Genomic DNA, 23,694 nt, shown 5'->3' with positions numbered 1-23,694 from the left:
CACGTCACCGCTTCCGGTCGCGGAACGCACGTCGTTCACCGAAGGTGGGAGGCGTGCTGACGCGATCTCCCTCCAACACCCGCTCCCACGCCCCGGACAGCGAGACCCCGATCTACGACGCGCTCGTGGTCGAGCACGAGAACATGCTGCCGCTCGTGCACCTGGGCCGGGCGCTCAGCGGAGAGATGGTCACGGTCGCACGCCCCACGGGCCTCTCGCCCCGCCTCGCCCCGGGGCACGACGCCCCCGCGCTCCCGCGCCGCCGCCGCGCGGGCTGAGGGGACCTCCCTACAGCACGTGCGCGAGGAACGACCGCGTGCGCTCGTGCTGCGGGTCGCCGAGCACCTGGTCGGGCGTGCCCTGCTCGACGATGACGCCCTCGTCCATGAAGACGACGGTGTCCGCGACCTCGCGCGCGAACCCGATCTCGTGCGTCACGACCATCATCGTCATGCCGGACCGCGCGAGGTCGCGCATGACGGCCAGCACCTCGCCGACGAGCTCGGGGTCGAGCGCCGACGTCGGCTCGTCGAACAGCATGAGCTCGGGCTCCATGGCGAGCGCCCGCGCGATCGCCACGCGCTGCTGCTGCCCGCCGGAGAGCTGCGCCGGGTAGTGGTCCGCGCGGTCGGCGAGGCCGACGCGCTCCAGGAGCTCGGTGGCCCGTGCCCGCGCGGCCGCCTTCCCGAGCCCCTGCACCTGGACCGGCGCCTCCGCGACGTTCTCGAGCGCCGTCATGTGCGGGAACAGGTTGAACCGCTGGAACACCATGCCGATCCGCGAGCGCTGGCGCGCGACGACCTTGGGGTGCAGGCGGTACAGGCGGGTACGCCCGTCCTTGGTCACCTCGCGGTAGCCCATGAGCTCGCCGTCGACGCGGATGCGCCCGCCGGTGATCTCCTCGAGCTCGTTGACGCAGCGCAGGAGCGTCGACTTGCCGGACCCGGACGGTCCCAGGACGACGCACACCGAGCCGCGCGGGACCTCGAGGTCCACGCCCCGGAGCACGTGCAGGTCGCCGAACATCTTGTGCAGGCCCTCGACCTGCACCATCGGGGCGGTGGTCGTGTCGCTCGTGCGCGACGGCGCGTCCTGCGTCCCGCTCACGGGGTCACCTCCAGGAAGGGGTCGTCCTTGGTCGTGCCGGACGCGGCGATGAGGTCCTGCTTGCTGGGCTTCCTGCGGCCGCCCGTGCCTCCCGGCCCGCGTCCGCGGCGTCGGGCCGCCGTCTGCGTGCCGAACCCGCGACCGTAGTACCGCTCGATGTAGTGCTGGCCGACCATGAGGACGCTCGTGATGAGCAGGTACCAGATCGCCGCGACCATGAGCAGCGGGATCGGCAGGAAGATCCGGTTGCCGATGGCGTTGGTCGAGTACTGGAGGTCGAGCGTGAACGGCACCGCGAGCACGAGGGACGTCGTCTTGAGCAGGGAGATGGTCTCGTTGCCCGTCGGAGGCACGATGACGCGCATCGCCTGCGGCAGCACGATGCGCCGCAGGATCTTGCCGTCCTTCATGCCGAGCGCCTTGGCCGCCTCGGTCTGGCCCGGGTCGACGGACCCGAGACCGGCGCGCACGATCTCCGCGAGGTACGCCGCCTCGTTGAGCGAGAGCCCGATGAGCGCGCACACGAACGCCGTGAACAGGTCCGCCGTCCGGAACTCGAAGAACTCGGGGCCGAACGGGATGCCGAGGCTCAGGCGGGGGTAGAGCACCGACACGAGACCCCAGAACACGAGCTGGGTGTAGATCGGGGTGCCGCGGAAGAACCAGATGTAGCCCCAGCTCACCGACTTCATGACGGGGTTGTCCGACCGTCGCATGATCGCGAGCAGCACGGCGAGCACGATCGCGATCGCCATCGAGCAGAACGTCAGCACGAGCGTCCAGCCCACGCCGCGCACGACCGTCACGTCGCGGAAGTAGAGCCAGACGACGTCCCAGCGGAACTTCTCGTTCGTCAGCAGGGCGTTGGCGGCCATCGCGGCGAGGATCAGCAGCACGACGGCGGAGATCCACCGGCCGGGCCGCGGGACGGGTCGGGCGTGGATGCGGTCGGGGACCGGGTCGTCGCCCGGTGCGCCGGCGGCGTCGCCGCCGGGTGTCCTACCGGTCATGGTGCACCTCGGGGTGTCGGGGCTCGGGGCACGAGCCGGGCCGCGCGGACGGCGTCGTCCGCGCAGGCGTCCAGTGTGCCGGTCGCGGGCGCCGGGTGGGCGCCCGCGACACGGCGGGGACTGGGGGGATGGGCTGAGGCTGCGCGGGCGTGTCAGCCGACGGACGGGTTGATCTCCGCGGTGTCGAGCGCGGCGTCGCCGCTGCCCCACGCGTCGAGGATCTCGACGAGCTGGCCGCTGTCCATGAGCGACTGGAGCGCCGCCTGGATCGCGGCGGCGAGCTCGGTGTCGTCCTTCGCGACGACGACGCCCTGGGGCGCGCTGTCGAACACGTCGCCGAGCTGCTCGAGCTGGCCGCCGGTCTGCTCGACCGCGTAGCCGATGACCGGCGAGTCGGCGTAGAGGACCTGCGCCTTGCCGCCCGCGACGTTCGTCGTGGCGTCGGACTGCGACTCGTACTGGAGGATGTCGATCTTCTCCTCGCCCGCGTCGGTGCACGCCTGGCTCTGCACGGCGATGTCCTCGTCCTGGATGGTGCCCGTCTGGACGGCGACGGTCAGCCCGCACAGGCTCGCCGGGTCGACGTCGTCCGGGTTGCCCGCCGCGACCGCGTACGCGGAGCCCGCGTTGAGGAAGGAGATCATGTTGGCCTCCTTCATGCGCTCCTCCGTGATCGTGAAGGAGGAGATGCCGGCGTCGTACTTGGTGCCCAGCGCCGGGATGATCGCCGGGAAGTCGGCCGACTGGACCTCGACGTCGAGCCCGAGCGTCGCGCCGACGGCCTTGATGACGTCGATGTCGAAGCCGATCGGGGTCGTGCCGTCCGCGTCGATGAACTCGGCGGGCGCGTACTCCGTGTTCGAGGCGACGACGAGCGTCCCCGCGGACGCGACGTCCTCGGGCAGCAGCGCGGCGGCCGCGTCGTCGACCTCGACCGTCGAAGGGTCGAACGACGGCGCGGACGACGTCTCGTCGGACCCTGCGGTGCTGCCGTCCGTCCCGGTCTGGGACGCGTCGGTGCACGCGGTGAGCAGGAGGGCGCTCGTCGCGGTGAGCGCGACGAGGCCGAGGGGAAGCTTGCGTAGGGTCGTACGCACAGTGTTCTCCGATCGGGGTGGGGGCCGGGCAGGGGCAGCGTAGACACCGATCGTCTCCGTCGTGTTACGTCAGCACCCGGCCCGGGGGCCGAGGAACGTACGGGGAACAGAGGACCCGGCGGTGCGCAGCACCTGCGCACGAGTGTGAGGCCGCACGGCTCTCCTCACCAAACCGGCAGGAACATCGACGCCGAACCGTGACGAACCACCCCGCCGAACACGACATGGGGGTCGCTCTGCGCCCGATAACGACCTTCATCTCGTGCTCGACGGCGGATGGGGGCGTGTTCGGCGGGCGGCGCCGCGGGGGTCAGCTCGCCAGGAGGCGCTCGACGTAGCCGCCGAGGAAGCGGCCGTCGGGGTCGTACCGCTGCACGAGCTCGCCGAAGTCGTCGAACCGCGGGTAGAGCGTCGCGACCGAGCCCGGGTCGTGGACGAGCGCGTGCGAGAGCTTGCCCCAGTGCGGGCGCGCGCCGAGCGGGAGCAGCGCGGCCTCGACATCGGACAGGACGCGCGCGACGTCGTCGGGCACGGGCTTCCACGTGAGGTGCACGCCGACGGCCGGGCCGTCGAACGGGCTGAGCCACAGCGGAGCGGCATCGGCCGCGACGGTGCGGACCTCCCCCACCTGGAGCAGCGGGGTCACGCGCGGGCCGAGGTCGCGCATCGCCGCGAACGCGTCCTGCGCCCGGGCGCGCGGCACGAGGTACTCCGACTGGAGCTCCGCGCCGTTGCTCGGCGTGAAGTCGAGCCGGAAGTGCGGCAGCCGCTCGTTCCACGGGCCGGGCTCGCCGAGCTGGCGCGTGCAGTGCACGGGGTCGACGCCGGGCAGGGGGTGCAGCATCGTCGCGGCGGGCGTCGCCCCGAAGAGGTCCTCACGCGCGGCCCCGGCCTCCCCGGGGGCGAGGCGCGACTTGCGCCAGACCTGCTGCACGCCGTCAGGCCCCCAGTCGGTGAAGAGGCTCACCGAGTACGCCGACGCCGTGAGCTCGTCGTAGTGCGCCGTCACCGCGTCCCAGGGCAACCCGACGTGCACGTCCTGGCGCACGTCGAACGTCGGGACGGTCTCGAGCTCGACCCGCGTCACCACGCCCAGCGCCCCGAGCGCGACGACCGCGCCGGGGAAGTCCGCGTCGTCGCGTCGCAGGAGGCGCCGCTCGCCGTCGCCCGTGACGAGCTCCAGCCCGACGACGGCGCTCGCGAGCGAGCCGACCTCGTCGCCCGAGCCGTGGGTCGCCGTCGCGACAGACCCCGCGACGGAGATGTGCGGGAGCGACGCGAGGTTCGCGAGCGCGCGGCCCGCGGCCTGTACCTGCCGTGTCACGTCGCCGTACCGCAGCCCCGCCGCGACCGACGCCACGCCCGTGGCGGGGTCGACCACGACGGGCGGTCGGCCGTCGTCGTACCGGTCGAGGACGACGTGCGTCCCGGGCGTGTCTGCGACGTCCCCGAACGAGTGCCGCGACCCGAGCGCCTTGACGCGCGGCGACCGCCGTACGACGTCGGCGAGCGCGTCCGGCGTCGCGGGGTGCACGACCTCGGCGGAGGAGTAGGTGAGATTCCCGGCCCAGTTGGCAGGCCGGGCGGGTTCGGTCGAAGTCGTCACGCCCCCACCCTCCCACCCCCCTCCCCGCCGAACACGACATGAGGGTCGTTCTGGCGCCCAGGACGACCTCCATGTCGTGCTCGACGACGGGCAGCGGCGTGCTCGGGTCAGCGACCGAGCGGCGTCATGTCCGCGTACCGGTCGCCGACGACGGCGCTCGCCGGCACGGCGTCCGCGAGCGCCGCGAGGTCCTCAGGGCCCAGCACGACGGCCGCCGAGCCCACGTTCTCCTCGACGCGCGCGACGCGGCGGGTCCCCGGGATGGGGACGACGTCGTCGCCCTGCGCGAGGACCCACGCGAGCGCGAGCTGGCCGGCCGTGACGCCCTTCGCGTCGGCGAGGGCGCGCACCCGCTCGACGAGCGCGAGGTTGGCCTCGAGCGCGGTTCCGACGAACCGCGGGTTGCTGCGCCGGAAGTCGTCGGGGGCGAGGTCGTCGGCCGACCGGATCGCGCCGGTGAGGAAGCCGCGGCCCAGCGGCGAGTACGGCACGAGGCCGATCCCGAGCTCGCGCACTGTCGGCAGGACGTCGGCCTCCACGTCGCGCGTCCACAGCGAGTACTCGGTCTGGAGCGCGGTGATCGGGTGGACGGCGTGCGCGCGGCGGATCGTGTCGGCGCCCGCCTCCGAGAGCCCGAGGTGGCGGACCTTGCCCGCCTGGACGAGCTCCGCCATCGCGCCGACGGTCTCCTCGATCGGGACGTCGGGGTCGACGCGGTGCTGGTAGTAGAGGTCGACGTGGTCGACGCCCAGGCGCCGCAGGCTCCCGTCGAGGGCGCGCCGCACGTTCTCGGGGCGCGAGTCGAGGCCGCGCGAGCCGTCGGGCGCGAAGCGGAAGCCGAACTTGGTCGCCACGACGACCTGGTCGCGGTCGACGCCGGAGGACCGCAGGGCCCTCCCGACGAGCTCCTCGTTCGTGTGAGGGCCGTACACCTCAGCGGTGTCGAGCAGCGTGACGCCGAGGTCGAGCGCGCGGTGGATCGTGGCGACGGACTCGGCGTCCGTCGCGGAGCCGGCGCCGCTCGTCGCGCCGTAGTAGGCGGACATGCCCATGCAGCCGAGGCCGAGGGCGCCGACGTCGAGCGCGGTGCCGTTCCGGGCGCTGCCGAGGGTCCGGGTGGGGAGGGTGGAGGAGCTCGTGCGGGTCATGACCCCAGGCTGCTTCTTCGAGCGCGCTCGAAGTCAAGGGGTGCGCGGGCAGTCAGCAGTCCTCTCGCGTGGTGCGGGCCTCGTACACGTCGATCTTGTGCTCGATCGCGTCGAGGTGCGTCCGCACCGCCTCGAGCTCGGCGCGCACGCGCTCGCGGTGCGCGCGCAGGAGGTCGAGCCGCTCGGCCTCGTTCCCCTCCCCGGCACGGACCAGCTCCGCGTACGCGCGCACCTCGCGCACGGGCATGCCGGTCGCGCGCAGCCGCGTGACGAGCGTGACCCAGGCCAGGTCCTGCTCGCGGTACCGCCGGTGGCCCGACGACGCACGCTCGACCGGGTCGGGCAGCAGCCCGTCGCGCTCGTAGTAGCGCAGCGTGTGCGTGGTGAGCCCGGTCGCCTCCGCCGCCTCGGCGATGGTCAGGCCGCGGTCCGTCGCGAGAGCCGTCATCCGACCAGTGTGCGCTCAGGGCGTCACGAGCTCCACGGGGTGCTCGGCCAGGACCTCACCCGTCTCGGCGTCGAGCACGACGACGGTCGAGGGCGGGAGCGCGGACAGGTCCGGCGCCGTCCAGCCCTCGACGCCGGTGCACGTGCGGCGGTCGAACGACTCCAGGACGGTGCCGGTCGTCGTCTCGACGGTGACCGTGGCGGGGTGGTCGAGCACCTGACGGGGCCACTTCTCGACGTCGAGCCAGCCCCCGGCGTCGCTCGCCGGCGTGCTGTTCCACCACCCCTCGAGCCCGCCGAGCTCGGCCGGCTCGCCGTCGTCGCCCCGGACCTGGATCGCCGTCCCCGCGGAGCCTGCGTAGCCGCCGCACGCCTGCACCCCGTTCGTCTCCGCGGGTGGGGGTGCCGAGGTCTCCGCGGCGAGCGCCGGGTCGGCGTCGGGCGCATCCGCGGCCGGTGCACCGCCGACGGCGTCGCTCGGCTCGGTCCCTGCCGCGCGGCCGGTCAGCGCCGCGGCGATCCCGAGCCCGAGGACGGCGACGACGAGCGTTCCTCCCACGAGGAGGGCCCGCGTGGGCGGGCGACGCCCGGGTCCACCGTCGGCGGCCGACCCCTCGGTGGGCATCTCGTCCCTCGGCGTGGCGTCGTGCATCGTCGTCCCCCTGTCCCCGCGCGACCCGCCGCTCTGCGGGTGTGACCGCACCCTACCGGCGCGACGAGGCGGTGTCAGCGGCGCGCGCCCAGTGGGCGGAGACGGCGGCGACCTGCTCGTCGAACGCCGCCGTCTCCGCGAGCGTCGGCGCGCGGCGCCACTGCGGCTCGACGACGACGTCGCGCGTCCCGACCACCCATCGCCACCGTCCGACGACGACGCCGTCGACCGCGACGGCGTGGATGAACGACCCGAGCCGGTCGCCGAGGCCGACGCCGTCGGCCACGACGACCGCGCGCGTCTCGCCGTAGGACATGAAGAGCTCGTCGTAGCTCTGGAGCAGGTCGACGACCGGTCGGGCCGGGTCGCCGTCGGGCGCGACGGCGCCCGCGAACGACTCAGGTGCGAGCACCCGGGGGTCGGCGTCGGCGAGCCGCCACAGGGTCGCGCCGTCCAGCGAGCCCGCGCCCGGGACGGCCACGACCTCGTCGCCGAGCAGGTCGAGCGCGTGCCGCACGTCCGTGAGCGTGAACCCCGACCACTGCGCGACGTCCTTGACCGTCGCGTACGCCCGGCTCGCGAGGTAGCGGCGCAGCAGCTCGACGAGCGCGGCGTCGCGGTCGAACCGCTCGCCGAGCGGACCGTAGCCCGGCGGCACGCGGTCGTCGAACGCGGCGAACGTCTGCTGCTTCCCGTCGAGGGGACCGCTGATCAGCAGCCGGTCGAGCTCGGCGTGCGCGAGCACGTACCCGAGCGCGAGTCCCTCGAGCGGGCGCCCGTGGGCGGCGAGCAGTCCGGCGAGCTCGCGCCGGGTGCGGGGCCGCTCTTGCACGGCCGCGACGACGAGGTCGATCTCCGCCGCGTGCCCGGCGGTGCCCACCTGCCGGTACATCGTCCCGTTGGCCTGGTGCACGCGCGGCGCGCTGAGCTCGACGAGCCAGCGGGCGTCGTCGGGACGCAGGAGGTGCCACGTGGGGCGCAGCACGTGCGTGCGGACCACCTCCCCGCGGTCGCAGGCCGCGGCGGCCCCGGCCGCGCCGGGCCGTGCGTCCGGCCGCACCCTCCGCGTGAGGCCCCACAGCGCGGGCTGGAACTCCTGGCCCTGCACCGCGACGAGGTGCCCGACCGCGCTCGGGACGTCGGGCAGGTCGGGCGACCGCAGGCGCTGCGCGGCGAGGCGCGCCGCGAGCACGTGGCGCTCGTCCACGGGCGCCTCGCTCACCGCGACCGTCCCGCGCCGGTCACGACGCCACCAGGTCCTCGGCGACGACGTCGGTCCCCGTCACCGTGACGCGCACCCCGCCGTCGACGACGGACACGGAGTCGAGCGCGACGCCGTCGGGCAGGTCGAGCGGGACCCGCAGGTCGGACAGGGCGCGGGAGATCCCGGACGGGAGGTCGTCGACCGACACCGTCCCGAGGCCCGTGCGGACCGCGACCACGTCGACGGCGAGCTCGGCCGGCCCGGAGACGCGCGGCGTGACGTCGACCGTGATCGTGGCGCCGAGGAGGTCGAAGGCCAGCGAGAGGACGTCGTCGGACGCGGTGATCCCCACGTCCAGGCCCGTCTGCTCCGCGACGATCTGCTGGAGCGACTCGGCGGCGATGACCCCCGACGCGGTCCCGGACGCGATGCGGTACGGCTCCGACGTGCTCACGCCGTCGGCCTCGACCTGGAGGTCGGAGATCGCGTAGCCGCCGAAGGACGCGGAGTCCGCCGAGCCGGTGACGTGCGTCAGCTCGCCGCGCGCGAGCTGCGTGAGGAACGGGAACCCGGTGATGTCGAGCTGCGCCCCGGAGACGTCGTCGGCCTGCTGCTCGAACGCGGTCACCGCGCCGCGCTCCGCGGCGCCGACCGCGACCCGGTCCGCCACGACGGCGACCGCCACGAGCACCACGAGCGTCACGAGCAGGCCCACCAGTCGCTTCATGCGCCCACCCTAGGTCCGCCGACCACGACCTTGCTGTCGTTCTGACGCTCGTGGCGACGGCAACCTCGTGCTCGACGCGGGGTGTCGTCGTTCTCGACCCCGACGTAGATTGCCCGGCATGACCTCATCCCGGCATCCGTACCGCATCGGCGTCCAGCTCCAGCCGCAGCACGCCGACTACGCCCAGGTCCGCGACGCCGTGCTGCGCGCGGAGGACCTCGGCGTCGACGTCATCTTCAACTGGGACCACTTCTTCCCCCTGACCGGCGACCCCGACGGCAAGCACTTCGAGTGCTGGACCATGCTCGGCGCGTGGGCCGAGCAGACGGAGCGCGTCGAGATCGGCGCCCTCGTGACCTGCAACAGCTACCGGAACCCCGACCTCCTGGCCGACATGGCGCGGACGGTCGACCACATCAGCGGCGGGCGCCTGATCCTCGGGATCGGCGCGGGCTGGTTCCAGAAGGACTACGACCGGTTCGGCTACGAGTTCGGCACCGCGGGCGGGCGCATCGCCGACCTCGCCGAGGCGCTGCCGCGCATCAAGACCCGGTGGGCGGCGTCGAACCCCACACCGACGCGCGACATCCCCGTGCTCGTCGGTGGCGGCGGCGAGCGCAAGACCCTGCGCGTCGTCGCGGAGCACGCGGACGTGTGGCACTCGTTCGGCGACGCGGAGACGCTCGCACGCAAGAGCGCGATCCTCGACGAGCACGGCGAGGCCGTCGGCCGCGACACCGCCGCGCTCGTCGAGCGCTCGGTCGGCGTGTCACGGCCGCCGTCGGAGTCCGCGGACGCGCTCGTGGCCGCGGGCGCGACGCTGTTCACGGTCGGCACGAGCGGGCCGGACTACGACCTGTCGCTCGTGCGGGAGTGGGTCGCCTGGCGCGACGCGCAGGGCTGACCACCGCGCCGAGCACGACCTTGCTGCCGTTCTGAGGCTCATGGCGACAGCAAGGTCGTGCTCGACGGGGCGTGCCGTCGTTCTCGACGGCGCGTCCGTCGTCAGAACAGCGCCCGCGCGAGGTTCGACAGCGCCGCATGGACCTCCGAGCGCAGGCCGTCGTCCGCGAGCACGACCGCCGTGCCGACGCCGACCACGACGAGCAGGACCCCTGCCCGCCACCACCACGGCGACCGGTGCACCGTCCGCCCTCCGTCCCGTCGCTCGATCCCTGGAAGACCGTCCGCTGCCGCCCGCCGGGCGCGGGTCGGCCGCCGTCAGTACGACAGTGTCCGCCACGGCGACGACTCGGTGTCCAGGAGACGCCGCACCGCGCGCTTGAAGTCGGGCAGGTCCTGGTCGATCGGGGTCCGGTTGCCCGCCGACCAGAACGCGCGCCCGGCGAGGAACCCGTCGCCGAACTGCTCCCACGACGCGTACGCGGGGCGCGACATCACGACGGCCTCCTCGATCGCCGCCCACGCCCGCTCCTGCGTGACGAACCCGGCGTCGACCGCCAGGCGGCTGACGTGCACGACCCGCGCCGCGTCCCACGCCGCGATCGACGGCGGCAGCGGGTCCGCGAGCTCGCCGTGCCCGCCCACCTGCGCCGACGCGCTCCAGCCCTGGTAGAACGCGACCGCACGCTCGGGGTCGAGCCCGCGCGCCGTCGCCTCCTGCCGCACCTGCGCGGCGTGCTGCTCGGCCGCGCCCTTCGCGTCCCGGCGGCTCAGCCGGCCCGAGTACAGCTCCTCGACCTTGGGCATCGCGATCGCGTAGTAGCCGCGGTGCCCCTGGGTGAGCAGGAACTCGTACGTGCGCTCGACGTCGTCGGCGCCCCGCACGTCCCATCCGGCCGCGAGCGGCTTCGCGGCCGTGCGGGCGTCCGCCTCCACGGTCAGCGCGTTGATCGGCAGCACGCCCTCCACGGCGTAGACCGCACCCAGCGCGAGGCCCCGCTGCTGCGCGGGCGTGAGCGCAGGCGCGTCCTCCTTCGCGTACAGGTCCGCGGTCCCCGAAAACATGTCCTTGAGCTTGTCGAACAGGCCCACCGTCGCTCCTTCGTCTCCCCGCGCCACCGACGCGGTCCGTCGCGCCGCGGTCGTCGCGGCCTCCGGCAGCGTGACCGTGGTGTCGCCCCGGGGCACGGATCCCGAACGAACCCGAACGACGCCGCCGCAGGTTTCACCCGGTCGCCCCCGCCTGGCGCCTCCGCACGGCGAGACCACGTCGGGCGGCGGCGGGTGGCCGTCGCTAGCCTGGCGCGATGCCCCCCGACCCCCCACCGTCCCCCGTGGGCGCCGAGTCGGTGGACGAGCTCGCGGTACGACTGCGTGCGCTCCGGGCCTGGGCGGGCGAGCCGTCGTACACCGCGATCGCGCGGCGCGTCGGCGCGCTCCGCACCGCCCGGGGCGTCCCAGCAGCGGAGGCCCGGCCGGGCCGCGTGACCGTCTACGACGTCTTCCGTGCGGGCCGCACGCGGCTCGACGTGGACCTCCTCGCCGACGTCGCGCAGGTCCTCGGCGACCCCCGACCCGCGGGGTGGCGCGCCGCGTACCGGACGGCGGCGCGGGCGGCGTCCGCGACCGGCGCGGGGCCGGGCGAGGCGTCACGCACCGGGCCGCCGCGCGCCCTGGACGGGCGGCCCGGCGGGTCACCGACCGTGCGGACAGGGGACGTGGTGCCCGACCGTCCGCTCGTCGGCCGGGACGGCGAGGTCGCACGGGTGGTCGCGGTGCTCGCGGCGGCGACGGGTGAGCAGGACGCGCACGGAGGCGGTGCGGCGCCGCGCGTCGCGACCGTCACCGGCCTCGCCGGGACGGGGACGACGAGCGTCGCGCTCGCCGTCGCGCGCGAGGTCCCCGCGGACGTCGTCGCGCTCGTCGACCTGCGCGGGGTGCCTGCCGCTGAGGCGCCACCGGCCGCCGTCGTGCTCGACGCGCTGCTCCAGTCGCTCGGCGCGCCGCCGCCGGACGCGCAGGCGCGCGACGTCCTCGCGCTCGCCGCGGCCCTCGCGGCCGCGCTCGCCGGGCGCCGCACGACGGTCGTCCTCGACGGCGTGACCTCCGCCGCCCAGGTCGCGGACGTCGTCGCGCACCTGCCGGCCGGGGCACGCGTCGTGGCCACGGCGCACCACGTGCTCGACCTCCCCGGCGCGGCCGGGACGACCCTGGACCCGCTCCCCGAGGCCGACGCGCTCGCGCTCCTCGGGTCGCTCGTCGGCGCGGACCGCGCGGTCGCCGAGCCGAGCGCGGCCACCCGGCTGGTCCGCGCGTGCGGGGGCCTCCCCGCCGCGCTGGTGCGCGTCGCCGACGACGTCCGCGCCCGGCCCGGCTGGTCGCTCGCCGACCACGCCCGCCGGGTGGAGGACCTCCCCGGACCGGCCCTGCACCCCGCGCTCGCCGCGGCGCACCGCGACCTCCCCGCGGACCACGCCCGAGCCCTGCGCCTCCTCGCCCTCGTCCCGGTGCCGCTCGACGCCGCGTGGGTCGCCGTGCTCCTCGGCGTCTCGACGAGCGAGAGCCGGGACGCGCTCGCCGCGCTGGGGCGCGCTCACCTCCTCACGAGCGGGCCGCGCGGCGAGGTCGTCGTGCCCGACGCCGTCCGCGCCCTCGCCGCCGACCTCGCCCGGTCCGACGACCCGTTCTCCGCGCGGGCTGCGGCCGTCGGGCGCCTCGCCGCCCGGCTGCTCGACGACGCCCGGCCCGCCGTGCGCGCAGCGGCGCCTCACCACGACGTGACCGGGCGCTCGGCCGAGCAGGGTCCGACCGGGTCGGGCTCCGCCGCGTCGGGCGCCGCGGCGGTGAGGAGCACCACCGACGTCGCGCTCGCGTGGCTCGACACCCACCGGGACCTGCTCGTCGCGACGTCGGCGCTCGCCGCGGAGCACGAGCTCGCCGACCCGGTGACCGACCTCTCCGCCCTGCTCGCGCCGTACCTCGACTCGGCGGGGCGCTGGGGCGACGCGGTCGCGGTGCACACGGCGGCGGTCGAGCACGGACGGCCCTCCGGGCGGTCCCAGGCCGGGCGCGACCTCGGGCGCGCGCTCGAACGGCTCGGCCGGTACGACGAGGCGCTCGCCCAGCTCGTCCGCTCGCTCGAGCGCGGCGACGACCCGCGTCCCGGCCAGACGCTCAACCGCGTCGGCAACGTGTACAAGCGGCTCGGCCGCTTCGACGAGGCCGAGACGGCGTACCGCGACGCGGCGGCCGGCGCGCGGACCGCGGGCGACCCCGTGAGCGAGGGCCGCGCCGTCGGCAACCTGGCCGACGTGCACCGCATCCTCGGGCGGCGGGACGACGCGCGCGACGGCTACGACCGGGCGCTCGCGCTGTCACGTCGCGTGGGCGACGTCCTCAACGTCGCGATCGTGTCGAGCAACGCCGCGATCCTCTCCGAGGCGGAGGGCAGCCTCGACCGCGCGCTCGCGCTGCACCGCGACGCCCTCGCGAGCGCGACCTCTCTGGGCGACGCGGGGCTGGCGACGCGGGCACGGGTGCACGTCGGTCGGCTCCTCGCACGCACCGACGCGGCGGGGGCCGGGCTCGTGGAGCTGCGTGCCGCGGTCGACGCGGCCGTCGCGCTCGGGGACCCCGACGCCGAGGCCGAGGCCCGCAGCGCCCTCGCGACCGCGCTGCTCGCCGCGGGGTCCGTCGCCGAGGCCGTGAGCGTGGGCGAGGACGCGGTCGAGCTGGCGCGCCGCGTGCGCGCACGGCTCGTCGAGACGGAGGCGCTCAACGCGCTCGGGGAGGCCGTGCTCGCCGGGGGCGACGCCTCGCGCGCGGCGGACCTGCACGACGCGGCCCGCGCGCTCGCCGTCGAGCTCGACGACGCCGCCGAGGAAGCCCGTGCGCGGCGCGGTCTCGCAGCCGCGGGGCGGGCGCGGGGTCGGCGCCGACGACCGTGACGGCCGGCACGACGGCGAGGCTCCCGGCAGAGCCTGAGACCGCTCCGCCGTCTCAGCATCCGATCACGTACGGCGTCCGGGAACATGCGGCACCCCGCGCGGGGTTGCCCCTGTCATGGCCTCCACTCCCCCCGCGACCCCGGCGCCGACCGCGCCCGTCGCCGCCCCGCCGGGCACCGGCTCCACGAGCCCCGCCGCTCCCGCCCGACCCGGGCGCATCAGCGCGGGCCTCGTCCTGCTGCTCTCCGCGCTCACCGCGATCGGTCCGCTGACGATCGACCTGTACCTCTCCGCCTTCCCGCGCATCGTCGACGAGCTCGGCACGACCGAGTCCCGCGTCCAGCTCACGCTCACCGCGACGCTCGCCGGGCTCGCGATCGGGCAGCTCCTCATCGGGTCGGTCTCCGACGCGATCGGCCGGCGCGCACCCCTGCTGGTGTCCCTCGCGGTGTACGTCGCGGCGTCCGTCGGGATCGTGTTCGCCGGGTCGGTCGCCGCGCTCACCGGCCTGCGGTTCGTCCAGGGCCTGTCCGCGGCCGCCGGGATGGTGCTCTCCATGGCGATCGTGCGCGACTCGTTCGAGGGCTACCAGATCGGCAAGGTCATCGCGCGCCTCATGCTCGTCGTGGGCGTCGCTCCCATCCTCGCGCCGACCATCGGCGCCCAGTTCCTGCGGCTCGGGTCGTGGCGCGGCATGTTCGTCGCGCTCGCCGTCGTCGGGGCGGTGCTGTTCGTGCTCGTGCTGCTCCGCCTGCGCGAGACGCTGCCGGCCGAGCGCCGTCGTTCCGGCGGGACCGTCGCCGCTCTGCGGTCGTACGGCTCGCTCCTGGGCGACTGGTCGTTCATCGGCCTCGCGCTCATCGCGGGCTTCTACATGGCCGCGATGTTCACCTACATCTCCGCGTCGACGTTCGTGTTCCAGGACTTCTTCGGCATGTCCGCCCAGCAGTACGCGATCGTGTTCGGCGTCGGCGCGGTGTCGGTGACGGCGGGCAGCCAGATCAACGGCGCGCTCGTGGGCCGCGTCGCGCCCGAGCGCATCCTCCAGGGCGCGGTCGCTGCCGGGTTCGTGCTGTCGGGCGGTCTGCTCGTCGCGGCGCTCGCCGGCGGCGGGCTCGCCTGGCTCGTCCCGCTCATCGTCCTCACGCTCGGTACCGCCGGCTTCGTCATGCCGTCCGTCCCCGCCATCGCGCTCGAGCGCAACGCGCACCGCGCCGGGAGCGCCGCAGCGCTCATCGGGGCCTTCCAGTTCGGCGTCGGCGCGATCGTCGCGCCGGTGACCGGCCTGCTCGGCGGGTCCCCGCCCGTGACGATGGCCGCGGTGATGTTCGGCGTGGTCGTCATCGCCGGAGCGGTCCTGCTCGGCCTGCGGCACACGTTCGGCGCGCCCGTCCCGAACGACGCCGCCGACGCGCTCGGCACGCGTGAGCCGGCCGGCGGCACGACCGCCGCGACGACCGGTCGCGAGGCGGCCGTCGACGTCCCCGACGACGCCGCTGCGCTCGCCGAGGCCACGGTGCTCGCCGACCGCGGCGCCTGACCGGCCGGACCGGCGCCGCGAGCACGACTTCGCTCGCGGTCGAGCACGACATGGGGGTCGTCATCCGGCGGATAACGACCCCCATGTCGTGCTCGGCGCGGAGAATGGGCGGGTGATGCCCGACGAACCCGAGTATCCGCTCGCCGCGCGGACCGCGTCGACGCTCGCGGCGCTCGACGACCACCTCGTCGAGTGCCGGGCCTGCCCGCGGCTGGTCGCGTGGCGCGAGCACGTCGCCGAGGTCAAGCGCGCGTCGTTCCGCGAGGACGACTACTGGGCCCGGCCCGTCCCCGGGTTCGGCGACGAGCACGCGGGAATCCTCGTCGTCGGGCTCGCCCCCGCCGCGCACGGGGCCAACCGCACCGGCCGGATGTTCACGGGCGACCGCAGCGGCGACTTCCTCTTCGCATCCATGCACCGCACGGGGCTCGCCAACCAGGCGACCTCGGTGTCCGCGGACGACGGGCTGCACCTCACCGGGATCCGCGTCACCGCTCCGGTCCGGTGCGTCCCGCCCGACAACAAGCCCACGCCCGAGGAGCGCCGCCGGTGCGGGCCGTACCTCGCGCGCGAGGTGGAGCTGCTCGGGGAGACCGTGCGCGTCGCCGTCGTGCTCGGCGGGTTCGGGTGGCAGGCGCTGCTGTCCACGCTCGCCGAGCAGGGGTGGGACGTGCCGCGCCCCCGCCCACGGTTCGCGCACGGCGCGGAGGTGGCGCTGCGCCGTCGGTCACCCGCACCGGGCGGCGTCGCGACGGGACGGGCCGCAAGCGAGGTGCCCGACGCCGGGCAGCCGGCCCCGGCGCAGACCCTCACCCTCCTGGGGTGCTTCCACGTGAGCCAGCAGAACACCTTCACCGGGCGCCTCACGCCCCAGATGCTCGACGACGTGCTGCTCCGCGCGCGTGACCTCGCCGGCCTGAGCGCGCTGGACTGAGCACCCGCGCGCCGAGAGACGCGCTCCGGGCCGAGGGCGGCACCCGGAGGTGCAACGCTCGGCCAGGAGTGCAGCACTCGGCCTGACGCGCGTCTGCGGGGCGACTACCGGGTCGCGGTCGTCGGGGACTGACGGCGCGGGGAGTCTGCCCACCGGCGGCGCTCCGCCACGCGGGGCAGGGCGCGGCCCACGAGCCGGAGCTGCTCGCGGCGCGCGATGACCTCCATGCGCCGCAGCTCGCGCTCGAGCGGGGACGATGCTGCTGACATTGGTGCTCTCCTTCGACGGCGCCGGGGTGCTCCGACCGAACCGGGCGTCCACCTGGCGATGACGCTCAGCGACCGCGGACCTCGGTCGCCGCTCCTGCCCCCCGTAGGAGAGAGACCGAGGAGGCGCCGTCTTGTGACATGGTGACCGGGTCGGGACCGAGGCCCGCCGATCGCACTGCCGGCCGCCTCCCCTCCGGCGGGTACCGACGACGGGAGGATCCACGGCCGACGGCAGCGCCCGCCCCCGGGCGCGGACCGCGGTGCTGGTCGCGGTCGTGGTCGTCGCGGGTGTCGTCGCGACCGGCTCGACGGGGTTCCTCCCGCCCACGTTCTGAGGGGACGTCCGGTCAGTCGGCAGGGAGCGCCGACTCCTCGTACTGCTCGACGAACTCGCCCGTCGGCGAGATGGGCGTGATGACGTCGATCAGGACACCGTTCGGGTCGGCCGTGATGAAGTGCCGCTGGCCGAACGCCTCGTCGCGCAGCGAGCGCAGGATCGGCAGGCCCGCCGCGACGAAGCGGTCGTGGACGGCGTCGACGTCCTCGACCTCGAGGTTGAGCAGGAGCCCGTTCGCCCTCCCCCGCCCGCTCTCGGGGATCGTCTCGTGGTCACCGTCCAGCACGGCGAGGTTCACGGCCTCGTCGTGCGCGGACTGCAGGTGCACGTACCAGTCGCTCGTGAAGAGCGGCCGGAGGTCGAGGTGCTCGACGTAGAACGCCGCGGTCGCCGCGACGTCGCCGGTCATGAGCACCGGGTACCAGCTCGTGATGCGCACGGTCTTCTCCTCCTGGTCTGGCATAAACAAACAGGCTGTCTGCATCCAAGCATGACCTACAGTCTGTCGGTATGCAAGGGACTCGTCGCACCAACGCCGAGCGCACCCGCGCCACCCGGACCGCGCTCGTCGCCGCGGCGCGCGAGCTGTTCGTCGACCCCGGGTACGCGGAGGCGTCGACACCGCAGATCGCCGCGGCCGCACACGTCACGCGCGGCGCGCTCTACCACCACTACGCGGACAAGCGGGACCTGTTCCGGGCGGTCGTCGAGGCCGAGGCGGAGGCGGTCGCGCGCGAGATCGAGGCACGAACCGGCCCGGTCGGCAGCGTCCACGGAGCCGCAGCCGCGAGCGCCAACCGGACGACACCCCGTGCGAGCGACGCACCCCCCGCCCCCCGCTCGCACGCCCCCGACGCCCGCGGGATGCTCGTCGAGGGCGCGCGGGCCTACCTCGACGCGATGGCGGTCCCGGGCCGGACGCGCCTGCTTCTCGTCGACGCCCCGGCCGTGCTCGGTGCCGCCGAGGCCGACGCCCTCGACGCGCGCCACGCCCGTCGCACGCTGCGCGCGGGCCTCGCCGCGGTGATCGACACCACGCCCGACGACGGCGCACCCGATGCTGCGCCTGACGACGAGGCCCGCACAGGCCGAGCACGCGACGGCAACTCGCGCCCGGCGGGGAGGGCCCGGCCGACGACGTCACGCGTGGGGGACGACGTCGCGCACGACGACCGCCTCGACGCGCTGACGCTCCTGCTCTCCGCGGCCTTCGACCGCGCAGCGCTCGCGCTCGACGGCGGCGCGCCGCCACGCCCCGTGCGCGCGGCGGTCACCGAGCTCGTGGACCGGGTGTGCGCGCCGCGAGCCACTCGATGACGCCGGCCCGCGTGCGCTCGTGCCGCTCGACGGCGAGCCCGGCGTCGAGCACCCAGCGCAACGGACGGCGGCGGAAGTGCTCCCCGGCGAGCGGGACGCTCACGACGTCGGCCATCGCCTGGAGCGCGCGGAACGGCCACGACGTCGACGAGACGTGGTCCGCGAGGACGAGCAGGCCGCCGGGACGCAGCACGCGGACCATCTCCGCGAGCGCGGCACGGTGGTCGGGGATCGCGCACAGCGAGAAGGTGCAGACCACGGTGTCGTAGGTGTCGTCGGGAAGGTCGAGGCGCTGCGCGTCGCCGAGCCGGAGGTCGACGTCGACCCCCCGCTCCGCCGCCCGCCGTCGTGCGACCGCGAGCATCCCCGAGCTCCACTCGACGCCCGTCAGACGGCCGTCCAGCACCCGCGCCGGGTAGTAGGCCAGGTTGAGGCCCGTGCCGATCGCGACCTCCAAGGTCTCGCCCGCCGCGAGCCCGCACGCGCGGGGGCGGACGTCCGGGAAGAAGCGGCGCTCGGCCACAGCCATGCCACGGTCGTAGGCGCCCGCCTCCCGGTCCCAGCGCCGCCGCAGCCGGGCGTCGCGGGGGCTCGCCGCGCCTCCCGGCCCGGTCGGTCCCGCCATCCGCACCACCCCTCACCGCCGATGGGCGGCCCGCTGCACCCGGTCGCCTCGACCGGTCGTCGGCGCGTCCGGCCGACGTTCTCCGCTCGGCGTCTCCGGCCGGCGTCGACGACCGGCGTCTCCGGCCGGCGTCTTTCCACCGACGTCCCGGGCGAGCGCCGTCGTCCTCACGCTCGCACGGTCAGCGTGCTCCCGCCTCCGGGCACGCGCCGCACCTCGATGCGTTCGGCGATGGACTGCTTGAGCGCCTCCACGTGCGACACGACGCCCACGACACGACCCCCCGCCCGGAGCCGACCGAGCGCCGTGAGCACGGCGTCGAGCGTCTCGGGGTCCAGGCTGCCGAAGCCCTCGTCGACGAAGAGCGTCCCCAGCTCGACACCGCCCGCCTCCGCGGTGACGACGTCCGCGAGCCCGAGGGCCAGGCACAGGGACACGTAGAACGTCTCGCCGCCGGACAGCGTCCGCGGGTCGCGCTCGCACTCGGTGACGTGGTCGAGGACCTTCATGGCGAGCCCACGCTTGTGCGCGCGCACGTCCTCGCGCGTCCCGCTGCGCACGAGCTCGTACCGGCCCGACGACATCTCGGCGAGGCGCTCGTTCGCCGCCGCGACGACGTCCTCGAACCGCTGGACGAGGACGAACGTCGCGAGCGTGAGCGCGTGGACGTTGTCGCCGGACCCGGACGCCAGCGCGGCCATGCGCGCGACCGGCTCTGCCGCGTCGCGGGCCCTGGCCCAGTCGTCCGCCGCCGCCCCGATCCCCTCCGCCGCGGCGCTCGCGGACTGCGCCTGGCGGGCCACGAGCTCGTGCCGGCGTGCTGCTGCCCGGGCGGTCGCCTCAGCCTCGGCGACCGCGGCCCGCGCCGCGGGGACGTCCGCACGCGCGTCCTCGGGGACGTCCGCGAGGGCCGGGTCGGCGAGCCCGGCGGTCGTGGCGGCACGCGCCGCGTCGTGCTCGGCGACGCGCCGCGCGAGCGCCCGACGGTCCGGCTCCTCGAGGACGGCCGCGAGCGCGTCGGCGGCGTCCACGAACCCCGACCGGTCGACGAGGGTGGCGAGCTCGGCCGCGCGCTCGTCGACGGCCTCTTCCGCGGTGGCGACCGCGGCACCCGCGTCGGCGAGCGCGTCGATCGTGCGGAGCCGGTCGTCGAGCGCCGCGGCGAGGACGGCGACCGGGTTCCGGGTCCCACCCTCGTCGGCGAGGGCGTCGGGCAGGTCGGCCAGCTCCACCAGCGGTCCGGCCGCGGCGACCTCCGCACGGATCTCGGCCCGGTCGGCGTCGAGCGTCGTCGCGAGCTCCTCGACGCGGGCCGTCGTGCCGGCGATCATCTCCGCCAGCCCGGCGGCGCGCTCCTGGAGGGCGAGCGTGGCGTCGTCGAGGGCGGCGAGCTCGCGCTCGGCGTCCGCCCGCTCGTGCGCCGCCGCTCGCGCACCCCCGACGAGGGCGTCGACCTCCGCGACCCGCTCCGCCGCCTCGTGCGGCGCCAGGCCCTCGGCGTCCCGACGGCGCGCGGCCAGCCGCTCCGCGAGGACCTCGACCCGCGCCGAGGTGTCGTGCAGCACCCGCTCCGCCTCGGCACGGCGGCGCTCGGCCTCCTCGACGTCCTGCGCCGCGGGGTGGTCGTCCGCGAGCGGCGCCGGGGCCGGGTGGTCCGTGCCGCCGCACACCGGGCACGGGGACCCCTCGACGAGACCGGCGGCGAGCTCTCCCGCGAGGCCGGCGATGCGGGCCGCCCGGACCCGCGCCTCCTGCTCGACCGCGGCGCGCGCGGCCGTCGCGGCCTCCGTGCGCACGGCACGGGCCATCTCCTCCTCCGCGGCGAGCGTCGCGGCCTGCCGCGCCGCCTCCTCGACCGCGCGCGCACGCAGCGCCCGCTCCTGGTGGGCCCCGAGCGCCCCGGCCGTCTCCGCGAGCGACGCCAGCCGCAGGCGCAGCTCCTCACGGCGCGCCGGGCGCGCGGCGAGCTCGTCGAGGACGCGCGCCCGTTCCTCGGTCGCCCGCGCGACGTCCTTGCGTCCGTCGGCGACCGCGCGGTCGCGGCCCGGGAGCGATGCACCGACGGGGAGCAGGCGGGCCACGCGCACCCCGGCCGTCGCGACGTCGGCGCGCAGCGCCTCGAGCGTGGTCGGGTCGGCGTCGGCGAGGGGCGCGGGTGCGCCCGTCCGCGCGAGCGCGAGCCGGTCGTGCGCGGCGGCGAGGAGCTGCTCCGCGCGGACGAGACCCTCCGCCGCGGGGGCGACCACGGCGGCACGGGTCGCGGCGTCGACGCGCCGACGGTCGTCGGCGACCCGGGGCTCCTCCTCCGCGAGGCGTGCCTCCTCGACGCGCAGCCGTGCGCGGCGGTCCACGGCGTCCGCGACCGCCCGCTCGGCGTCGAGGCGGTCGCGCGCCGCGACGAGCGCCGCGTTGGCCGCGAGCTCGCGCTCGGCCAGCACCTCCGCCTCGGCCTCCAGCCCCGCGACGTGCGCCAGGGCGAGCGCGTGCACGCCCGCGACCGGGGCGCTTGCGCCGTCGACCGCCGCCGCGGGCGCGGCGGGCCCCACCCCCACGACCCGACCGTCGACGAGAGGCGTCGGGGACGACAGGGCGGTGTCCGTCGAGGACGACAGCACGGTGTCCGCAGCGTGGAGGTCCGTCGGCCTCTCCACCTCCACCGCACCCCGAGCGACGTCTGCCACGGCCCGGGCGACGTCGGCTTCGTCGGCCCGCCGCAGCCGCGCGTCGTCCTGAGCGGCCGCGCGCAGTCGCCGGGCGTCGTCGGGCACGAGCCCTGCCGCCCCGGTGAACCGCTCGACCGCGGCGCGCACGCCCTGCCGTGCGCCGTCCGACCTGGTCCGCGCCGCGCGCGCGAGCTCGGCGAGCCGCACCGCCGCGCGGTGGTAGAGCTCGGTGCCGAAGACCTTCTGGAGCAGCACCGCCCGGTCCTCGGGCTTCGCGCGCAGGAACGTCGCGAACTCGCCCTGCGGCAGCACGACCGTCTGCACGAGCTGGCGACGGTCGAGCCCGACGATGCGGCGGATCTCCTCCCCCGCCTCGTCGAGCCGCGACGAGACCAGCTCGCCGGGCGGGCCGTCGACCCCCGCGAGGGCCTCTGCGTTCGGCACGCCTGCCAGGCGCCAGAGCCGCACCGAGGCCTGCTGGGTCGTCGTACCCGTGCCGCGCTTCTTGGGCCGGAGGTACTCGGGTGTCCGGCGCACGCGGTACACGCCCGACGGGACCTCCAGCACGAGGTCCACGAACGACTCGACCTCGGGTGCCGCGAACGCCGAGCGGAGGCGGTCGTCGCTCGCGGCCTCGGAGGCGACCTTGCCGTACAGCGCGAAGACGATCGCGTCGATGACCGTCGACTTGCCCGCGCCCGTGGGCCCGTCGAGCAGGAAGATCCCGGACGCGCCCAGGGCCGCGAGGTCGACGTGATGGAGGCCCGCGAACGGTCCGATCGCCTGGAAGGTCAGCGAGTGCAGGTGCATCAGGCGCTCCGCTCCTCCGCCAGCGCGAGCTCGAACGCCTCGCGCAGCACGGCGACCTCCGCGTCGCTCGGCGCGTGGCCCGCCACGTGCTCGACGAAGTCCCGCGCGACGTCGAGCGGGTCGCGCCCCGGCCCGACGGCGGTCACGACCTCCCGCTCGGCGACGCGCGGCGGGCGGTGGGTCACCTGGAGCGCGTGCGGGAAGCGGGCCCGGATGCGCGCGTAGAGCTCCGCGGGTCGCACGGTGTCCGTCACGACCACCCGCAGCCAGTCGTCGACGTGCGGCTCGCCCGCCGCCCCGAGCAGGTCGTCGAGCGTCCCCGTGACCTCCGCGAGGCGGCGCGGCACCGGCGCAGGGATCAGCTCGACCGCCGCGTCCGGGTCCCCGCCGGCGCCCAGCCGGTCCAGGTCGACGAGCGCCGTGGACTTGCGCTGGTGCAGCTCCGAGAAGGAGAACGCGAGCGGCGACCCCGAGTAGCGCGCGATCGTCGCCGACCCGCTGCCGTGACCTGCAGTTTCACGTGAAACGTCGGGAACGGTGACGCGCTGAGGGCCGTGCAGGTGCCCGAGCGCGACGTAGTCGATCCCCCAGCCACCGAACGTGGCCGCGGGCACGGCGTCGACCCCGCCCACGCGGATGTCCCGCTCCGACTCCGACGCGAGCCCGCCGACCACGAACGCGTGGCCGACGACGACGGCCCGTGCGGCCTGGTCCTGCCCGCGGCGACGCGCGAGGTCGGCCCCGACGCGCCGCATCGCGGCTCCCATGACCGCCTCGTGCGACCGGGCGAGTGCCCGCGCACCGTCGGCGCGCGGGGCCGCGCCCTCGTCCGCGCCCGCGGACCAGGCGTCGTCGGCCAGCGCGTGACGCGCCGTGTCCGGGTCGAGGTACGGCAGGGCGTAGACGAGCAGCGGAGCGTCGCCCGTGCCGCTCCCGTGGCGCGACGCGAGGACGACGGGCGCCCCGACGTCGGACAGCCGTGCGCGCAGGTGCACGCCCGGACGCATCACGCGGTCCCCGAACCCGAGCCGGACCGCGGAGTCGTGGTTGCCCGGCGTGACGACGACGTGCGCGTGCTCCGCCAGCCGCGTGACCGCGTCCGAGAGGAGCGACACCGCGTCGACGGGAGGGATCGCGCGGTCGTACACGTCACCCGCGACGACGACGGCGTCGACACGCTCCGAGCGGGTCAGCTCGACGAGGTGGTCGAGGTGCGCGGCCTGGTGCTCCAGCAGGTCGACCCCGTGCAGCGTACGCCCGAGGTGCCAGTCGGACGTGTGCAGGATGCGCATGACCGCACCGTACCGGCCGGGTCCCACAGCATCCGGGACCCGCGCGGCCGGCGCGAGCC

Annotated in this window: 22 protein-coding genes; 6 read left to right on the top strand and 16 right to left on the bottom strand. The window is 75.7% G+C overall.

All coding sequences use genetic code 11. From position 1 onward, the window contains the following. Positions 1-53 precede the first annotated feature (53 nt). Positions 54-278, top strand: a complete 225-nt coding sequence (locus AC6CH9_RS17395; RefSeq protein ID WP_498156023.1) for a hypothetical protein — start codon at positions 54-56, stop codon at positions 276-278. Positions 279-288: 10 nt separating this feature from the next. On the opposite strand, the gene AC6CH9_RS17390 is transcribed toward AC6CH9_RS17395, so the two are convergent. The 9 genes from AC6CH9_RS17390 to AC6CH9_RS17350 all read right to left on the bottom strand — a co-directional run bounded on the left by AC6CH9_RS17390 (position 289) and on the right by AC6CH9_RS17350 (position 8,998). Further along, positions 289-1,053, bottom strand: a complete 765-nt coding sequence (locus AC6CH9_RS17390) for an amino acid ABC transporter ATP-binding protein (protein ID WP_498156100.1) — start codon at positions 1,051-1,053, stop codon at positions 289-291. A 50-nt stretch (positions 1,054-1,103) separates the two neighbouring features. Next, on the bottom strand, positions 1,104-2,117 hold the full coding sequence (locus tag AC6CH9_RS17385) for an amino acid ABC transporter permease (RefSeq protein WP_498156022.1): 1,014 nt from the start codon (positions 2,115-2,117) through the stop codon (positions 1,104-1,106). Positions 2,118-2,269: 152 nt separating this feature from the next. Continuing rightward, positions 2,270-3,214, bottom strand: coding sequence for an ABC transporter substrate-binding protein (locus AC6CH9_RS17380; RefSeq protein WP_498156021.1), 945 nt, complete (start codon positions 3,212-3,214; stop codon positions 2,270-2,272). Positions 3,215-3,524: 310 nt separating this feature from the next. After that, positions 3,525-4,820: an FAD-binding protein gene (locus AC6CH9_RS17375; protein WP_498156020.1), complete on the bottom strand. Its 1,296-nt coding sequence runs from the start codon at positions 4,818-4,820 to the stop codon at positions 3,525-3,527. A gap of 107 nt (positions 4,821-4,927) precedes the next feature. Then, the gene (locus AC6CH9_RS17370; RefSeq protein WP_498156019.1) at positions 4,928-5,968 is read right to left on the bottom strand and encodes an aldo/keto reductase; all 1,041 of its coding nucleotides are present in this window, start codon (positions 5,966-5,968) and stop codon (positions 4,928-4,930) included. A 52-nt stretch (positions 5,969-6,020) separates the two neighbouring features. After that, positions 6,021-6,416, bottom strand: coding sequence for a MerR family transcriptional regulator (locus AC6CH9_RS17365; RefSeq protein ID WP_498156018.1), 396 nt, complete (start codon positions 6,414-6,416; stop codon positions 6,021-6,023). Positions 6,417-6,431: 15 nt separating this feature from the next. Then, positions 6,432-7,040 carry a hypothetical protein gene (locus AC6CH9_RS17360; RefSeq protein WP_498156017.1) on the bottom strand — a complete coding sequence of 203 codons (609 nt, stop codon included), beginning with the start codon at positions 7,038-7,040 and terminating at the stop codon, positions 6,432-6,434. Positions 7,041-7,119: 79 nt separating this feature from the next. Beyond that, positions 7,120-8,289, bottom strand: a complete 1,170-nt coding sequence (locus tag AC6CH9_RS17355; RefSeq protein ID WP_498156016.1) for a DNA glycosylase AlkZ-like family protein — start codon at positions 8,287-8,289, stop codon at positions 7,120-7,122. 19 nt (positions 8,290-8,308) lie between these two features. Then, positions 8,309-8,998, bottom strand: a complete 690-nt coding sequence (locus AC6CH9_RS17350; RefSeq protein WP_047231058.1) for an LmeA family phospholipid-binding protein — start codon at positions 8,996-8,998, stop codon at positions 8,309-8,311. 118 nt (positions 8,999-9,116) lie between these two features. Here AC6CH9_RS17350 and AC6CH9_RS17345 point away from each other — a divergent pair, with 118 nt between their 5' ends. Further along, positions 9,117-9,902, top strand: coding sequence for an LLM class F420-dependent oxidoreductase (locus tag AC6CH9_RS17345; RefSeq protein ID WP_498156015.1), 786 nt, complete (start codon positions 9,117-9,119; stop codon positions 9,900-9,902). Between the two features lie 101 nt (positions 9,903-10,003). Here AC6CH9_RS17345 and AC6CH9_RS17340 read toward each other — a convergent pair whose 3' ends face one another. Continuing rightward, positions 10,004-10,144 carry a hypothetical protein gene (locus tag AC6CH9_RS17340; protein ID WP_498156014.1) on the bottom strand — a complete coding sequence of 47 codons (141 nt, stop codon included), beginning with the start codon at positions 10,142-10,144 and terminating at the stop codon, positions 10,004-10,006. Between the two features lie 75 nt (positions 10,145-10,219). Continuing rightward, positions 10,220-10,993 (bottom strand): DUF1266 domain-containing protein, encoded by a 774-nt coding sequence (locus tag AC6CH9_RS17335; RefSeq protein ID WP_498156013.1) that lies wholly within the window; start codon positions 10,991-10,993, stop codon positions 10,220-10,222. A 215-nt stretch (positions 10,994-11,208) separates the two neighbouring features. Here AC6CH9_RS17335 and AC6CH9_RS17330 point away from each other — a divergent pair, with 215 nt between their 5' ends. The 3 genes from AC6CH9_RS17330 to AC6CH9_RS17320 all read left to right on the top strand — a co-directional run bounded on the left by AC6CH9_RS17330 (position 11,209) and on the right by AC6CH9_RS17320 (position 16,322). Then, positions 11,209-13,848, top strand: coding sequence for a tetratricopeptide repeat protein (locus AC6CH9_RS17330; RefSeq protein WP_498156012.1), 2,640 nt, complete (start codon positions 11,209-11,211; stop codon positions 13,846-13,848). Between the two features lie 115 nt (positions 13,849-13,963). Next, positions 13,964-15,388 (top strand): multidrug effflux MFS transporter, encoded by a 1,425-nt coding sequence (locus tag AC6CH9_RS17325; RefSeq protein ID WP_498156011.1) that lies wholly within the window; start codon positions 13,964-13,966, stop codon positions 15,386-15,388. 115 nt (positions 15,389-15,503) lie between these two features. Further along, on the top strand, positions 15,504-16,322 hold the full coding sequence (locus AC6CH9_RS17320; RefSeq protein WP_498156010.1) for a uracil-DNA glycosylase: 819 nt from the start codon (positions 15,504-15,506) through the stop codon (positions 16,320-16,322). Positions 16,323-16,426: 104 nt separating this feature from the next. Here the strand turns inward: AC6CH9_RS17320 and AC6CH9_RS17315 are convergent, their stop codons facing one another. Both AC6CH9_RS17315 and AC6CH9_RS17310 read right to left on the bottom strand, forming a co-directional pair. Continuing rightward, positions 16,427-16,591, bottom strand: coding sequence for a hypothetical protein (locus tag AC6CH9_RS17315; protein WP_498156009.1), 165 nt, complete (start codon positions 16,589-16,591; stop codon positions 16,427-16,429). Positions 16,592-16,938: 347 nt separating this feature from the next. Beyond that, positions 16,939-17,391, bottom strand: coding sequence for a VOC family protein (locus tag AC6CH9_RS17310; protein ID WP_498156008.1), 453 nt, complete (start codon positions 17,389-17,391; stop codon positions 16,939-16,941). Positions 17,392-17,438: 47 nt separating this feature from the next. On the opposite strand from AC6CH9_RS17310, the gene AC6CH9_RS17305 reads away from it, so the two are divergent. Beyond that, on the top strand, positions 17,439-18,245 hold the full coding sequence (locus AC6CH9_RS17305; protein WP_498156007.1) for a helix-turn-helix domain-containing protein: 807 nt from the start codon (positions 17,439-17,441) through the stop codon (positions 18,243-18,245). Here the strand turns inward: AC6CH9_RS17305 and AC6CH9_RS17300 are convergent. The 3 genes from AC6CH9_RS17300 to AC6CH9_RS17290 all read right to left on the bottom strand — a co-directional run bounded on the left by AC6CH9_RS17300 (position 18,199) and on the right by AC6CH9_RS17290 (position 23,635). Next, positions 18,199-18,870: a class I SAM-dependent methyltransferase gene (locus AC6CH9_RS17300; RefSeq protein WP_498156006.1), complete on the bottom strand. Its 672-nt coding sequence runs from the start codon at positions 18,868-18,870 to the stop codon at positions 18,199-18,201. The two genes, AC6CH9_RS17305 and AC6CH9_RS17300, sit on opposite strands and share 47 nt — an antisense overlap. Positions 18,871-19,037: 167 nt before the next feature. Continuing rightward, entirely contained in the window at positions 19,038-22,343 is a 3,306-nt protein-coding gene (locus tag AC6CH9_RS17295) for an AAA family ATPase (RefSeq protein WP_498156005.1), read from the bottom strand. After that, on the bottom strand, positions 22,343-23,635 hold the full coding sequence (locus AC6CH9_RS17290; protein ID WP_498156004.1) for an exonuclease SbcCD subunit D: 1,293 nt from the start codon (positions 23,633-23,635) through the stop codon (positions 22,343-22,345). Before AC6CH9_RS17290 ends, AC6CH9_RS17295 begins: the two co-directional genes overlap by 1 nt. Positions 23,636-23,694: the final 59 nt, after the last annotated feature.

The sequence above is a fragment of the Cellulosimicrobium sp. GQ32 genome (assembly GCF_059758455.1).
This window is presented reverse-complemented; position numbering and strand designations above follow the sequence as displayed.

Bases quoted from the DNA above. Each gene is read 5' to 3' on its own strand.
- AC6CH9_RS17390 (WP_498156100.1), bottom strand. From the start codon at position 1,053: ATGGTGCAGGTCGAGGGCCTGCACAAGATGTTCGGCGACCTGCACGTG.
- AC6CH9_RS17385 (WP_498156022.1), bottom strand. From the start codon at position 2,117: ATGACCGGTAGGACACCCGGCGGCGACGCCGCCGGCGCACCGGGCGAC.
- AC6CH9_RS17370 (WP_498156019.1), bottom strand. From the start codon at position 5,968: ATGACCCGCACGAGCTCCTCCACCCTCCCCACCCGGACCCTCGGCAGC.
- AC6CH9_RS17365 (WP_498156018.1), bottom strand. From the start codon at position 6,416: ATGACGGCTCTCGCGACGGACCGCGGCCTGACCATCGCCGAGGCGGCG.
- AC6CH9_RS17360 (WP_498156017.1), bottom strand. From the start codon at position 7,040: ATGCCCACCGAGGGGTCGGCCGCCGACGGTGGACCCGGGCGTCGCCCG.
- AC6CH9_RS17350 (WP_047231058.1), bottom strand. From the start codon at position 8,998: ATGAAGCGACTGGTGGGCCTGCTCGTGACGCTCGTGGTGCTCGTGGCG.
- AC6CH9_RS17345 (WP_498156015.1), top strand. From the start codon at position 9,117: ATGACCTCATCCCGGCATCCGTACCGCATCGGCGTCCAGCTCCAGCCG.
- AC6CH9_RS17330 (WP_498156012.1), top strand. From the start codon at position 11,209: ATGCCCCCCGACCCCCCACCGTCCCCCGTGGGCGCCGAGTCGGTGGAC.
- AC6CH9_RS17325 (WP_498156011.1), top strand. From the start codon at position 13,964: ATGGCCTCCACTCCCCCCGCGACCCCGGCGCCGACCGCGCCCGTCGCC.
- AC6CH9_RS17320 (WP_498156010.1), top strand. From the start codon at position 15,504: ATGCCCGACGAACCCGAGTATCCGCTCGCCGCGCGGACCGCGTCGACG.
- AC6CH9_RS17315 (WP_498156009.1), bottom strand. From the start codon at position 16,591: ATGTCAGCAGCATCGTCCCCGCTCGAGCGCGAGCTGCGGCGCATGGAG.
- AC6CH9_RS17310 (WP_498156008.1), bottom strand. From the start codon at position 17,391: ATGCCAGACCAGGAGGAGAAGACCGTGCGCATCACGAGCTGGTACCCG.
- AC6CH9_RS17305 (WP_498156007.1), top strand. From the start codon at position 17,439: ATGCAAGGGACTCGTCGCACCAACGCCGAGCGCACCCGCGCCACCCGG.
- AC6CH9_RS17300 (WP_498156006.1), bottom strand. From the start codon at position 18,870: ATGGCGGGACCGACCGGGCCGGGAGGCGCGGCGAGCCCCCGCGACGCC.
- AC6CH9_RS17295 (WP_498156005.1), bottom strand. From the start codon at position 22,343: ATGCACCTGCACTCGCTGACCTTCCAGGCGATCGGACCGTTCGCGGGC.
- AC6CH9_RS17290 (WP_498156004.1), bottom strand. From the start codon at position 23,635: ATGCGCATCCTGCACACGTCCGACTGGCACCTCGGGCGTACGCTGCAC.